This window comes from Nocardioides sp. (assembly GCF_029937575.1).
Lineage (GTDB): Bacteria > Actinomycetota > Actinomycetes > Propionibacteriales > Nocardioidaceae > Nocardioides.
In genome coordinates this window covers 42,830-55,100 of sequence record NZ_JAPYPS010000025.1, presented here as the reverse complement: position 1 = coordinate 55,100, position 12,271 = coordinate 42,830, and the positions used below count along the sequence as shown (strand labels likewise).

The 12,271-nt window shown below is 70.9% G+C and carries 14 protein-coding genes; 4 read left to right on the top strand and 10 right to left on the bottom strand.

Annotated elements, in window-relative coordinates:
• The coding region (locus Q1K33_RS10910; protein ID WP_300403784.1) for an HNH endonuclease signature motif containing protein at window positions 1-581 on the top strand (581 nt) is incomplete at its 5' end.
• A 113-nt stretch (window positions 582-694) separates the two neighbouring features.
• Here Q1K33_RS10910 and purL read toward each other — a convergent pair.
• Together purL and Q1K33_RS10900 are read right to left on the bottom strand one after the other, a co-directional pair.
• Window positions 695-3,001 (bottom strand): phosphoribosylformylglycinamidine synthase subunit PurL, encoded by a 2,307-nt coding sequence (gene purL / locus Q1K33_RS10905; RefSeq protein WP_300403783.1) that lies wholly within the window; start codon window positions 2,999-3,001, stop codon window positions 695-697.
• A gap of 42 nt (window positions 3,002-3,043) precedes the next feature.
• Window positions 3,044-3,598 (bottom strand): helix-turn-helix domain-containing protein, encoded by a 555-nt coding sequence (locus tag Q1K33_RS10900; protein WP_300403782.1) that lies wholly within the window; start codon window positions 3,596-3,598, stop codon window positions 3,044-3,046.
• Window positions 3,599-3,718: 120 nt separating this feature from the next.
• Here Q1K33_RS10900 and Q1K33_RS10895 point away from each other — a divergent pair, with 120 nt between their 5' ends.
• Window positions 3,719-5,218 carry an MFS transporter gene (locus Q1K33_RS10895; protein ID WP_300403781.1) on the top strand — a complete coding sequence of 500 codons (1,500 nt, stop codon included), beginning with the start codon at window positions 3,719-3,721 and terminating at the stop codon, window positions 5,216-5,218.
• A gap of 27 nt (window positions 5,219-5,245) precedes the next feature.
• On the opposite strand, the gene Q1K33_RS10890 is transcribed toward Q1K33_RS10895, so the two are convergent.
• On the bottom strand, window positions 5,246-5,410 hold the full coding sequence (locus Q1K33_RS10890) for a hypothetical protein (RefSeq protein ID WP_300403780.1): 165 nt from the start codon (window positions 5,408-5,410) through the stop codon (window positions 5,246-5,248).
• Between the two features lie 321 nt (window positions 5,411-5,731).
• Between Q1K33_RS10890 and Q1K33_RS10885 the strand changes: the two genes are divergently transcribed.
• Window positions 5,732-7,183, top strand: coding sequence for a glycoside hydrolase domain-containing protein (locus Q1K33_RS10885; protein WP_300403779.1), 1,452 nt, complete (start codon window positions 5,732-5,734; stop codon window positions 7,181-7,183).
• A 19-nt stretch (window positions 7,184-7,202) separates the two neighbouring features.
• Here Q1K33_RS10885 and Q1K33_RS10880 read toward each other — a convergent pair whose 3' ends face one another.
• Genes Q1K33_RS10880 through purS form a run of 3 tightly spaced genes read right to left on the bottom strand, consistent with a single transcriptional unit; the run spans window position 7,203 to window position 8,595 of the window.
• Entirely contained in the window at window positions 7,203-7,652 is a 450-nt protein-coding gene (locus Q1K33_RS10880) for a DUF3817 domain-containing protein (protein WP_300403778.1), read from the bottom strand.
• Window positions 7,649-8,332 (bottom strand): phosphoribosylformylglycinamidine synthase subunit PurQ, encoded by a 684-nt coding sequence (gene purQ / locus Q1K33_RS10875; protein WP_300403777.1) that lies wholly within the window; start codon window positions 8,330-8,332, stop codon window positions 7,649-7,651. The genes Q1K33_RS10880 and purQ overlap by 4 nt, the downstream gene beginning before the upstream one ends.
• Window positions 8,332-8,595, bottom strand: coding sequence for a phosphoribosylformylglycinamidine synthase subunit PurS (purS, locus tag Q1K33_RS10870; RefSeq protein ID WP_300403776.1), 264 nt, complete (start codon window positions 8,593-8,595; stop codon window positions 8,332-8,334). Before purS ends, purQ begins: the two co-directional genes overlap by 1 nt.
• Window positions 8,596-8,677: 82 nt before the next feature.
• On the opposite strand from purS, the gene Q1K33_RS10865 reads away from it, so the two are divergent.
• Entirely contained in the window at window positions 8,678-9,190 is a 513-nt protein-coding gene (locus Q1K33_RS10865; RefSeq protein WP_300403786.1) for a general stress protein, read from the top strand.
• 9 nt (window positions 9,191-9,199) lie between these two features.
• On the opposite strand, the gene Q1K33_RS10860 is transcribed toward Q1K33_RS10865, so the two are convergent.
• Genes Q1K33_RS10860 through Q1K33_RS10845 form a run of 4 tightly spaced genes read right to left on the bottom strand, consistent with a single transcriptional unit; the run spans window position 9,200 to window position 12,223 of the window.
• On the bottom strand, window positions 9,200-9,703 hold the full coding sequence (locus Q1K33_RS10860; RefSeq protein WP_300403774.1) for a hypothetical protein: 504 nt from the start codon (window positions 9,701-9,703) through the stop codon (window positions 9,200-9,202).
• Complete coding sequence (locus Q1K33_RS10855; RefSeq protein ID WP_300403772.1) at window positions 9,700-10,449, bottom strand: hypothetical protein; 750 nt, start codon at window positions 10,447-10,449, stop codon at window positions 9,700-9,702. Before Q1K33_RS10855 ends, Q1K33_RS10860 begins: the two co-directional genes overlap by 4 nt.
• Entirely contained in the window at window positions 10,446-10,646 is a 201-nt protein-coding gene (locus tag Q1K33_RS10850) for a hypothetical protein (RefSeq protein ID WP_300403770.1), read from the bottom strand. The genes Q1K33_RS10855 and Q1K33_RS10850 overlap by 4 nt, the downstream gene beginning before the upstream one ends.
• An 11-nt stretch (window positions 10,647-10,657) precedes the next feature.
• Entirely contained in the window at window positions 10,658-12,223 is a 1,566-nt protein-coding gene (locus Q1K33_RS10845; RefSeq protein ID WP_300403768.1) for a long-chain fatty acid--CoA ligase, read from the bottom strand.
• Window positions 12,224-12,271 lie beyond the last annotated feature (48 nt).

Below are 12,271 nucleotides of genomic sequence, written 5' to 3'. Positions count from 1 at the left end.
GCATGTGGGACGCCATGGTCGGCCTCGCCCAACACTCCCTCGACACCGAGGCCCAGCCCGAGTCCCACGGCGCCCGCCCCAGAGTCGGGGTCCTCATCGACTTCGAATCCCTCCAAGAGGACTCGCAGTCGGGAGACGACGCGGGCCAGCCGGCGATGACCGACGACGGGCTCCGCCTGTCCCATGCCGCGGTCCGCCGCCTCGCGTGCGACGCCGACATCCTCCCGATCTGTCTCGGCACCCAGGGCCAACCCCTCGACGTCGGCAGGGCTCAACGCCTGGTCACCACCGCGATCTGGCTCGCCCTCATCGCCCGCGACCGCCACTGCGCCTTCCCGGGCTGCACCCGCCCACCAGTGATGTGCCACGCCCACCACATCACCCACTGGGCCGACGGAGGACCCACCAGTCTGAACAACCTCGTCATGCTCTGCGGCCACCACCACCGCACCATCCACGACACCACCTGGCAGGTCCGCCTCGCCACAGACGCCCGACCCGAGTTCCGACCACCACCCCGCAGACCCCACCACCCACCACCCGACCAATGGATCCGACACCGACCCCGCCTCCAGCGGTGACCACCTGCCGCCCAGGCAGCTACCAGCGTCCGGGTCCACTCACGCCTAGAGCTCGCGCTCACCGACGGCGCGCGACTCGCGCGCACCGCACCACAGCCGGCCGATGCTCGGCTTCAGGCCAGCGCGAGTGGCAACGTCTTCATCCAGGTGGAGCGCAGCTCGAGCAGGTTGACGTCGAAGACCAGGCCGCTGTCCTCTCCACCGGAGATCGCGAGCAGGTCTCCGCCGGTGGTGCCGAGCTCGGTGATGGGGACCCCGTGCTCGGCGGCGAGCTCGATCAGGGCATCGACGTCGTCGTGCGGCACGGTGACCAGGCACCGGGCAGTCGACTCGGAGAAGAGCGCCACGAACGGGTCCTCGACGACCGACTCGAGGGACACCGTGACCCCGCACATGTGGCGCAGCGACGACTCCACCAGCGCCTGGGCGAGACCACCGTCGGACAGGTCGTGGGCGCTGGTGACGAGGCCGACGGCGGCGTGCAGCATCTCGGCGAGCGCCCGCTCCGCGCCGAGGTCGACCACCGGCGGCACCCCACCGAGGTGGCCGTGCATGACGTGGGCCCATTCCGATCCCGACAGCTCCTCGCCGGTCTGGCCGAGCAGGACCACGGTCTCGCCGGGGTCGTCCCCCTCGACCGAGCGCCAGCCGGTCGGCGTACGGCGGGTGACGTCGTCGATCACGCCGAGCACCGCCACGACGGGCGTCGGGAGGATCGCCGTCTCGCCCGTCTGGTTGTACAGGCTGACGTTGCCGCCGGTGACGGGGATCCCGAGCTCGAGGCAGGCGTCCTTGAGACCGCGGCAGGCCTCGGCGAACTGCCACATCACGTCAGGGTCCTCGGGCGAGCCGAAGTTGAGACAGTCGGAGATCGCCAGCGGCACCGCGCCACCGGTGGCGACGTTGCGGTAGGACTCGGCGAGCGCCAGCTGGGCGCCGGCGTAGGGGTCGAGCTTGGCGAAGCGGCCGTTGCAGTCGGTGGCGACGGCGACGCCGAGGTTGGTCTCCTCGTCGACGCGCACCATCCCGGAGTCCGACGGCTGGGAGAGCACGGTGTTGCCCCGCACGTAGCGGTCGTACTGGTCGGTGATCCAGGACTTGTCGCACAGGTTGGGGCTGCCCACCATCGCCAGCAGCGTCGCGCGCAGCTCCTCCGCCGTGCTCGGTCGGGGCAGCTCCTCGGCCGCGTCGGCCTGGAGCGCGTCCTGCCACGAGGGGCGGGCGAAAGGTCGCTCGTAGGTGGGCCCGTCGTGCGCCACGGAGCGGGGAGGTACGTCGACCACGCGCTCGCCGTGCCAGTCGATCTCGAGGCGGCCGGTGTCGGTAACCTCGCCGACGACGACGGCCTCCACGTCCCACTTGGCGCAGATGCCCAGGAAGGCGGCGACGTCGTCGGGCTCGACGACGGCCATCATCCGTTCCTGGCTCTCGCTCATCAGGATCTCCTCCGGCGCCAGGGAGGAGTCGCGCAACGGCACGCGGTCGAGCTCGACGTGCATCCCGCCGTCACCGGCGCTGGCCAGCTCGGAGGTGGCACACGAGAGCCCGGCCCCGCCGAGGTCCTGGATGCCGGCGACGATCCCGGCTGCGAAGAGCTCGAGCGTGCACTCGATGAGCAGCTTCTCCATGAAGGGGTCGCCCACCTGGACGCTGGGTCGCTTGGCCGGCCCGTCCTCGCTGAAGGTCTCGCTCGCCAGCACCGAGACGCCGCCGATGCCGTCACCGCCCGTGCGGGCGCCGTACAGGATGACCTGGTTGCCGGCACCGCTCGCCTTGGCGAGGTGGAGGTCCTCGTGACGCAGGACCCCGACGCACAGGGCGTTGACGAGCGGGTTGCCGAGGTAGGTGGCGTCGAAGACGGCCTCGCCGCCGATGTTGGGCAGGCCGAGCATGTTGCCGTAGCCGCCGACCCCGGCGACGATCCCGGGCAGCACCCGGCGGGTGTCGGGGGCGTCGAGCGGACCGAAGCGGAGCGGGTCCATCACCGCGACGGGTCGCGCGCCCATGGCGAGGATGTCGCGCACGATGCCGCCCACGCCGGTCGCGGCACCCTGGTACGGCTCGACGTACGACGGGTGGTTGTGGCTCTCCACCTTGAAGGTCACGGCATAGCCCTGGCCGATGTCGAGGACGCCTGCGTTCTCGCCGATCCCGGCCAGCATCTTGCCGACCGGCGTCGTCTGGGGGATCTCGCCGAACTGCTTGAGGTGCACCTTGGTGGACTTGTAGGAGCAGTGCTCGCTCCACATCACCGAGTACATCGCGAGCTCGGAGCTGGTCGGGCGACGACCGAGGATCGTGCGGATCTCGTCGTACTCGTCGGCCTTCAGGCCCAGGTCGGCCCAGGGCTGCTCCCGACTGGGGTCGGTGGCCGCGACGGCGACGGTGTCGAGAGTGGTGGCGGCGCTGGTCTCTGGCACGACGCCAATCTATCGGGCTGCCGTCCTGCCTCGGACGTCGCGTCAGGCCGGGAGGAGCAGGCCGTCGGCGACGACCTCGAGCAGCGGTCGCACGGCGCTCGCGTCCAGCGTGGCGTTGTCGGCGACGGTGGCCACGCCACCGACCAGGCGACAGATCTGTACGGCGTCCACGTCGGCGCGCAGCGCGCCGCGCTCGAGCAGCACGTCGGCGACGCGCTGGCTCGCCTCGCTGAGCACCTGGCACTTGCTCAGGATCGGGGAGTCGGGGTCCCCCATCGCGCAGGTGATCTTGGCCGGCCCTCCCTTGTGCAGGCTGATCAGCGCCACGTAGGTCTCGAACCAGTGGAGCAGGAGATCGCGCTCCCCGCCCTCGAAGGCGAGCACCTTGTCGGTGGCCTCGGTGACCCGGTCCACCCAGGTCTGCATGATCGCGTCGACGAGGTTCTCGCGCGCCGGGAAGTGCCGGTAGAGCGTGCCCGCACCGACCCCGGCGCGCTTGGCCACCTCGTCCAGCGAGGCGTCGTACCCCTGCTCGCGGAAGACCTCACGGGCGCTCTCGATGATCCGATCGCGATTGCGCTTGGCGTCGGCGCGCATGACGGGTCAGCCCTTCCCACTTGCTAAACGGAGACTGTCTCCGTATCGTTCGTCAGGAACCGGAGAGCTCCTCCAGTAAAGCCTACGTCGGCCCTTCAGGCCAGAACAGGACCTCCACCCATGTCCTCGACCGCCACCTCGTCCAGCGCACCCCCCGCACATTCCTCGACCACCGTCCCGACCGGCGTCCCGACGGACCTGCCGCCGAACGCCGCGCGCGCAGCCGCCGGGATCGCGCTGGTCCTGGTCGCCCAGCTCATGCTCATCCTCGACGCCACCGTCGTGAACGTCGCGCTGCCCCACATCGACGCGGACCTCGGCTTCGGCCCGGCCTCGCTGTCGTGGGTGCTCAACGGCTACACCCTCGCCTTCGGTGGGCTTCTCCTGCTGGGCGGACGGCTGGGTGACGTCTTCGGCCGGCGCCGGATGTTCGAGGCGGGCCTGGCCGTGTTCACCCTCGCCTCGCTGGTCGGCGGCCTCGCCCAGTCGCCGGAGATGCTCGTCGGCGCCCGCGCCGTCCAGGGCATCGGAGCCGCCATGGCCGCACCCGGCGTCCTGGCCTTGCTGACTACCTCTGCTCCCGACGCGGCGGCGCGCAACCGCGCCCTGGCCCTCTTCGGAGCGGTCTCGTCCGGCGGCATGTCGATCGGGCTCCTGCTCGGCGGCGTGCTGACCGACGTCGGCTCCTGGCGCTGGACGCTGTTCATCAACGTGCCGATCGGCCTGGTCGTGCTGGCGCTGACCCGCCGAGTCCTGGACGAGACCCCACGTCGCCCGGGTCGCTTCGACCTCCTGGGCGCGGTCAGCGCCACGGGTGGCGCCGTGGCGATCGTCTACTCCTTGATCAGCGCCCCCGAGCACGGCTGGACCTCGGCCCGCACGATCGGCGGCCTGGCGCTCGGAGCAGCGCTGATCGCGCTGCTGGCGCGCACCGAGCTGCGCGTCGAGCACCCGATGCTCCGTCCCGAGCTGCTGCGCGACCCGCGGCGAGTGGGCGCGCTGGCCTCGATGGCGCTGGTCGTCGGCGGTCAGCTGTCGATGTTCTTCCTCGCCGTGCAGTTCATCGAGGGCGAGCTCGGCTTCGGCCCGATGGAGTCCGGACTGGCCTTCCTGCCTCTCACCCTCGGCATCTTCGCGATGTCCCGGGTGACGCCACGACTGCTCGGCATCTTCGGACCCACGCGGATGATCATGACCGGCGCCGTCGGACTCGCGACGAGCTTCGCCCTGCTCAGCACCGTGTCGCCCGGCGACACCTACTGGACCGGAGTCTTCGCCGCCATGCTGATCAACGGCGTCTCTGCCGGACTGGCCTTCATGCCGATCACGGTGCTCATCCTGTCCGACGTCGAGCCGGAGCACGCCGGCTCGGCCTCCGGCCTCCTGCAGACCTTCCAGCAGCTGGGTGGCGCGATCGGCCTGGCCGTGATCGTGTCCGTGTACGCCGCCGGGTCGGTGCCGGGTGAGTTCCTCCCGGGTGCTCGCGCGGCCTTCCTCACCTCGGCGAGCTTTGCGGCGATCGCCTTCGCGGTGGCCGCGTGGCTGCACCTGCGCGGGCGTCGCAGCGAGCGCGCCCGGGCCGACCGGGCGGCGTCCGTCGAGGTGGCGGCCGCGGCCTGACGCAGCGTCAGGTCGCAGTACCGAGGATCAGGCGGCCGTGGGGCTCTCGGCGTCCCGCGGCCGCCACTGCTCGCCGTCCCACCACCAGTGTCCGTCGGGGCTCGCCAAGGGCGCCCCGCCCAGGTGCGGGTCGTGGTGGAAGAACGGTGCCGCCCCCAGGACGGGCTGACCGGCCCACGATGCTTCGCTCATGCCGACCTCCGGGTCACAGAGGGCTCGCCGTCGAGCCCTGTCGTCAGGGTGCTCCCGTGGCCTCGCGCGAGGGAGCAGATCCACAGGAAGTGACCTGATCGCGCCCCGGATCCTGGCCGATCGGCGGGACCCTGACCCGGATGGACCAGGGCGATCCACCGGATCGATCCCCCACCGGACTCGTCGACACGCCGAACTACATGCTGGTAGTTCGATGGGAACTCTGTTACTGGAGTGATCAGTGAGGTTAGGGTGACGCTCGTCGTCGACAGCGACGCGTCTGCTGCTCCCCCTTCCCCCTCTTCCCTGGAGTTCCGCCTCATGAGCTCTGTCCGCCCGTGCCTCCACACCCGCCTGCGTCGCGGCGCCCTCGCGATCGCGGCCGGCGCCCTGCTGGCCACCGGACTGCCGGCCACCGGCGCCGCGTCTGCTGCGTCTGCTGCGACGGCCGCGACGGGGCCGGCGACGAGCGCCGGCCTGGCCGACACAGCACTGATGGCCAAGCGCCGCAGCGAGCCGAACCCCGCGACACCGGGCGACTTCACCGGCTACGGGTTCGACCAGTGCCTGACCCCCACCCAGAAGACGATGAACACCTGGCTGCGGACCTCGCCGTACCTCGCCGCCGGCATCTACATCTCCGGCGACTCGCGAGCGTGCCGCGTGCAGCCCAACCTGACACCCACCTGGGTGCGCAAGCAGCTGGCCAAGGGCTGGCACCTGCTGCCGATCACGCTGGGCCCGCAGGCGTCGTGCCAGCCGCGCTTCCCGCGCTACGACGACGACTTCACCATCGACCCGAAGCCGGGCAAGAAGGGCAGGTACGGCAAGGCCCGCGCCATGGGGCGCAGCTCCGCGACCAGCACGATCGCCGACGCACAGGCGCTGGGCCTCGTCCAGGGCAGCACCCTCTGGTACGACCTCGAGGGCTTCGACGCCACCAACACCCACTGCCGCGAGTCGGCCCTGTCGTTCCTGCACGCCTGGAACGTCAAGGTCGCGGCCGCGGGCTACATCACCGGCGTCTACTCGAGCGCCGGGTCCGGCATCAAGGTCCTCGACGACGCCCGGGTCGAGCGCCCCAACGCCTTCGTCCTGCCGGAGCGGATCTGGGTCGCCCGCTGGGACGGCCAGGCCAACACCTCCACCTCGTACATCCGCGAGGACGGCTGGCGCCCCGGTGGCCGGGTCAAGCAGTACCGCGGCGGCCACGACGAGGTGTGGGGAGGCGTGCGGATCAACATCGACAGCAACTTCCTCGACCTCGGCAACGGGTCGGTCGCCCCGCGCGAGCAGCACTGCGGTGGCGTGAAGGTCGCCGCGCGCAGCTACCCCGTCCTGCGTCAGTCCGGCGACGGCTACAAGCCCCCGAAGCGGATGGTCAAGGCGCTGCAGTGCTTCTTGTCGCAGCGCAAGCTGTACGGCGGCAACGTCCACGGCAAGTACGGCCCGGCCACCGTGGCCGCGGCGAACGCCTGGCAGAAGCGGATGGGCTTCGAGGCCAACCCGGTGTGGGGACGGCGCGACTGGATGAGCCTGCTCAGCTTCGGTCAGAAGCCGATCCTCAAGTTCGGCTCCGCCGGGTACTACGTACGACGCCTGCAGCGGGCCCTCAACGCCGCGGATCTGGGCTCGAGCGTGAAGATCGACGGCGTCTACAAGTTCCCGCTGGCCAACCTGGTCAAGGACTACCAGGCCAAGGTCGACCTGCCCGAGACCGGCGTCGTCGACGCGCCCACCTGGCGCCGGATCATGCAGGGCAAGCGGGGCTGACCCGGCCCGGGGGAAGCGCTCAGCCGCCGACCGGTGGACCGACCGCCAGCGCGAGACCGGTCAGCACCACGACGGCCACCACTCCGGCCACGGCACCCCGACCCGGGTTGCGCAGCAGCCAGGCGACCGGACGGTCGAGCGGGCGCTGGGGCTCGCTCGACATCAGTCGCCACTGGGCGGTGAAGGCCCCGCGTCGCTCGGCGAGCAGGTCGAAGAGGACCGTGAAGAACGGCGGGATCGCGGCGAGCAGCGCGAGCGCCGTCCGGGCGGGCGACCAGCGCTGGTCGACGGCGACCAGGATCGCGGTCAGCCCGTAGGCGATGAACGCGACTCCGTGGATCGGGCCGAAGATGCTCACCGCGGCGTCGGTGGTCTCGGTGACGTACTTGAGGAACATCCCGAGGAGCAGCAGGGCCCACGTGACCGCCTCGGCGACGGCTGTCGTGCGGAAGAGCCGCAGCGGGCTCACGAGATCGCTGCGGTCAGGCTCACCAGACCGGCCAGTGAGGTGAAGAAGCCCAGCCCGTCGGTGCCGGCGCCGGTGAGGTCCTCCACGGCGTGCTCGGGGTGCGGCATCAGGCCGACCACGTTGCCCCGCTCGTTGGTGATGCCGGCGATGTCGCGCAGGGACCCGTTGGGGTTGAGGTCGAGGTAGCGCGCCACGACGCGGCCCTCCCCCTCGAGGCGGTCGAGCGTCTCGTCGTCGGCGACGTAGCCGCCCTCGCCGTTCTTGAGCACGATCGTGACCTCCTGGCCCTCGTCGTAGGCCGAGGTCCAGGAGGTGGAGGCGTTCTCGATGCGCAGCCGCTGGTCGCGGCAGACGAACTTCTGGTGGTCGTTGCGGATCAGCGCGCCCGGCAGCAGGTGGGACTCGCAGAGGATCTGGAACCCGTTGCAGATGCCCAGCACCGGGAGTCCTCGACCAGCGGCCTCGATGACCTCGGTCATCACCGGCGAGAACCGCGAGATGGCACCGCAGCGCAGGTAGTCGCCGTACGAGAAGCCGCCGGGGAGCACGACCGCGTCGACTCCCTGCAGGTCGTGCTCACCGTGCCAGAGCGGTACGACGTCGTGCCCGGCGATCCGGGCGGCGCGCTGGGCGTCGGCGTCATCGAGCGAGCCGGGGAAGGTGACGACACCGACGCGCATCAGGCGATCTCCCCGGCGGGGTCGAGCACCCGCACGGCGTAGTTCTCGATCACCGGGTTGGAGAGCAACGTCTCGGCCATCTCGCGCACCTGCGCGAGCACCTCGTCGGTGACCTCTCCGGCGACCTCGAGCTCGAAGCGTTTGCCCTGCCGCACGTCGGTCACGCCGCTGAACCCCAGCCGGGGCAGGGCACCGAGCACCGCCTTCCCCTGCGGATCGAGGATCTCGGGCTTGGGCATGACGTCCACGACTACCTTGGGCACGCCCCGATCATATTCAGGTGCCGCGCGGAGACCACCAGCGCCACCGCCACGACCAGGCAACAGGCAGACTGGACCCATGAGCATGTCAGGATCTTCTGCCGCGGGCCGTCGCGGCGCCACGTCACCGTTGCGACTGGAGTTCCCGCAGTCGCTGGCCGTCTACGACGAGTACGCCGCCGCCCAGAAGGCGGTCGACTTCCTCTCCGACGAGCACTTCCCGGTCGAGAACTGTCTGATCGTCGGCACCGACCTCAAGCGCATCGAGCGGATCACCGGTCGGCTCACCAACAGCCGCGTGGCCCTCGGTGGCGCCGCGTCCGGCGCCTGGCTGGGGCTCTTCGTCGGCCTGCTCTTCACCATCTTCACCGAGGAGAGCGCGTTCACCACGATCCTGTCCACCGTGCTCTTCGGCGCCGCGTTCGGCATCGTGTGGGGGCTCATCGGCTACGCGATGACGCGCGGGCAGCGCGACTTCCAGTCGGTGACGCAGGTGGTGGCCACCCGCTACGAGGTGCTCGTCGAGCACAAGGTGGCCGCCCAGGCGCGCGAGCTGCTCGCCAAGCTGCCCGGGGCGCTGCCGAACCCGTTCGAGTAGCCCCGAGGGCTACCCCTCCGCCTCCTGGGCCTCCTCGGCCTCCTCGGCTCGCACCAGCGTGCTGCAGCACAGGCCCCCGGCGCCCAGCACGCACGCGACGACGACCAGCCCTGCTCCCCAGCCGTAGGTATCCGCCGAGACCGACGCCATCAGCACCACCAGGCCGAGCCCGACGACGGTCGAGGCCAGCCACAGCAGGATCCGCCACGCCAGCACGAGCCGTCCGCGAGCGGGCGCCAGCGCGAGCAGCACCCAGGACGCGAGCGGCAGCAGGAGCACCACGAAGCCGGCGGCGGAGGGGATCCCGACGAGGCCGGTGCGCAGCGCCCCGCCGGCCTCGATCGGGCTGAGGTGCGACAGCGCCCCCGCGCGGAACCAGGGCACGAGCATCGCGATCGTCCAGGCCAGTGCCGCAGCCGCCCACAGCGCGCTGCCGAGCAGCTCACGTCGGCGCCGGTCGTCGACCGGCGCCGGGGTCCCCGGCATCGGGCCGGTCGCGCTGGTGGTGCTCATGGCGGACCCAGCAGGTCGTCGGCGCTGGCCTCGAGGCTGACGAACCATCGGCCGTCGACCTCGACGGTGACCAGGTAGGCCTGGAACTCGTCGCCGTCGCGCTGCCAGCCCTCGGCCAGCGCCATGTCGTACGACGCGCGCGTGCCGTCCGGACCACGGCCGTCGATCACCGCGTCGCCCGGCAACCTGTCGGCGTCGACACTGACCGCCAGCGTCCCGTCGAGCAGGTAGACGCGCACCGCGCCGTCGTCGATCTCCTCGACGGCCAGGTCGAGACCGCCCAGCTCGAGGTCGACCGCCGCCAGGACGGCGAGGGAGGCCCGGCTGGCCGAGCCACCGAGCTGGGCCTCGGCCGCAGCCAGGACGCGGTCCACCTCGACCGGCGGGACCTCGCCCTCACGCAGGACCCGCGACTCGAGCCGGGTGTAGGCGTCGTCGGCCCGACCGGCGTCGGCCACCTCGTCGGGGGCCACCACGCCGACGATGGCCGCGCCGTCGAGATCGGCGATGCCACCGAGCAGCTGCTCGACGGCCGCCTCCGGCGACTCGGCGCCCGGTCGGTCGCTCAGCAGCACCACCACGAGCACCGCCGGGAGCAGCAGCGCACCCGCGGCGCAGGCCCACCGCAGGGCACGGCGACCCCGCCCGCCCCAGAGTCGCACGTCGGGTCGCGCACCGGGACGCGGGCTGCGCGACGGCCCCAGGACCGCCGGCTCGGCGTAGTCGGGTGAGTCCGGTCGGGTCAATCTGCCCGCCGGAAGGCCACCATCGCCAACGCCACGCCGAGGCCGGCCACGAGGGGTCCGACGACCGCGAAGACCTCGACGTCACTCATCGAGGTGTCGTCGATGTAGCCCAGACCCTGGAAGGTCCACAGCGCGCCGACGGCGAACATCAGCGAGCCGAGGACCAGCAGCAGGACCCGGCGTACGCGTGCCGACACCGGGCCCGCCCTCAGGAGAGCTCGCGCTTGAGGATCTTGCCGGTGGCCGTCATCGGCAGGTCACCGACGAACTCCACCAGGCGCGGGTACTTGTAGGAGGCCATCTGCTCCTTGCCCCACGCGACCAGCTCGTCCTCGGTGACGCTCGCGTTCTTCTCCAGGATGACCACGGCCTTGATCTCCTCGCCGTGGCTCTCGTGGGGCACGCCAATGACGGCGGCGAGCGAGACGTCGGGGTGCGTCATCAGCACCTCCTCGATCTCGCGCGGGTAGACGTTGTATCCGCCGCGGATGATCATGTCCTTGGAGCGGTCCACGATGTAGTACCAGCCGTCGTCGTCCTTGCGGCCCAGGTCGCCCGAGCGGAACCACCCGTCCTGGATGGAGTCGGCGGTCGCATCGGGGCGACCGTAGTAGCCCTTCATGATGTTGTGACCCTTGATGGCGATCTCGCCGATCTCGTCGTCCGGACCGATCTCGTCCCAGCTCTCCGGCTTGAGGAGCTTCATCTCGACACCGGGGATCGGGGTGCCGATCGAGCCGACGCGCACGTCCTCGCCGTACTTGCTGAAGCTGGCCACCGGCGAGGTCTCCGAGAGTCCGTAGCCCTCGAGGATCGTGACACCGAAGCGCTTCTCGAACTCCTTGTGGACCTCCACGGGGAGCGCCGAACCTCCGGCCACCGAGACCCGTAGGTTGCCGGCGAGCGCCTTGACGTCCACCCCCGAGTCGTCCAGCGCGCCGAGCAGCCCCCAGTACATCGTCGGGACCCCGGCGAAGAACGTGATCTCCTCCTTGGCCATCAGCTTGAGCGCCGCGTCGGCCTCGAAGCGGGGCAGCATCACGACGGTGCCGCCGAAGGCGAAGGCGCCGTTCTGGATGACGGTCTGGCCGAAGGAGTGGAAGAGCGGCAGCACGCAGATGTAGCTGTCGGGCTTCTCGGTCGTGCCAGCGCCGAAGAGCTCCTCCCCCGAGCGCGCGTTGTCGCGCATGTTGCGGTGGCGCAGCTCGGCGCCCTTGGGCTGACCGGTCGTGCCGGAGGTGTAGAGGATGACGGCCGTGTCGTCCTCGTCGGTGTCGACGGTCTCGAACGTCGGCGCCTGGCCACCCATCGCGGCGGCCATCGTCTCGGTGCCGTCGATCGGCGAGGCCGCGGTCGGGTCGGCGGTGATCATGAAGAAGTGCTCGCAGCCCTCGGCCTCGCCGAAGCCGGCGTACCCCTCGGCACCGATGGCCAGCTCGGGCGTGCCCTGGAAGCAGAAGTAGGCCTTCGCGTCCGAGTCGCCGAGGTGGTAGGCCACCTCGCGGCCCTTGAGCAGGACGTTGAGCGGCACGACGGTGCCGCCGGCCTTGAGGATGCCGTAGTAGACGATCGTGAAGTAGGGGAGGTTGGGGCAGCTCAGGGCGACCTTGTCGCCCGGCTTGATCCCGCGCTCGACGAGCAGGTTGGCCACCTGGTTGGCGGCACCGTTGACCTGGGCGTAGCTCAGGCGGGTGTCGCCGAACACGATCGCGTCACGCTCGGGGTGAGCGGCGGTGGTCTCTTCGAGGAGGCTGGCGAGGTTGTAGGAGGTCACGGGGCCAACCTAATCAGGTGCCGGTGACGTGCGCCACGATCAGTCGGC

What these genes read in the sequence shown, in the direction of transcription:
- Q1K33_RS10900 (WP_300403782.1), bottom strand. Translation starts at nt 3,598, where the DNA reads ATGCGCGCCGACGCCAAGCGCAATCGCGATCGGATCATCGAGAGCGCC.
- Q1K33_RS10895 (WP_300403781.1), top strand. Translation starts at nt 3,719, where the DNA reads ATGTCCTCGACCGCCACCTCGTCCAGCGCACCCCCCGCACATTCCTCG.
- Q1K33_RS10890 (WP_300403780.1), bottom strand. Translation starts at nt 5,410, where the DNA reads ATGAGCGAAGCATCGTGGGCCGGTCAGCCCGTCCTGGGGGCGGCACCG.
- Q1K33_RS10885 (WP_300403779.1), top strand. Translation starts at nt 5,732, where the DNA reads ATGAGCTCTGTCCGCCCGTGCCTCCACACCCGCCTGCGTCGCGGCGCC.
- purQ (WP_300403777.1), bottom strand. Translation starts at nt 8,332, where the DNA reads ATGCGCGTCGGTGTCGTCACCTTCCCCGGCTCGCTCGATGACGCCGAC.
- Q1K33_RS10865 (WP_300403786.1), top strand. Translation starts at nt 8,678, where the DNA reads ATGTCAGGATCTTCTGCCGCGGGCCGTCGCGGCGCCACGTCACCGTTG.
- Q1K33_RS10860 (WP_300403774.1), bottom strand. Translation starts at nt 9,703, where the DNA reads ATGAGCACCACCAGCGCGACCGGCCCGATGCCGGGGACCCCGGCGCCG.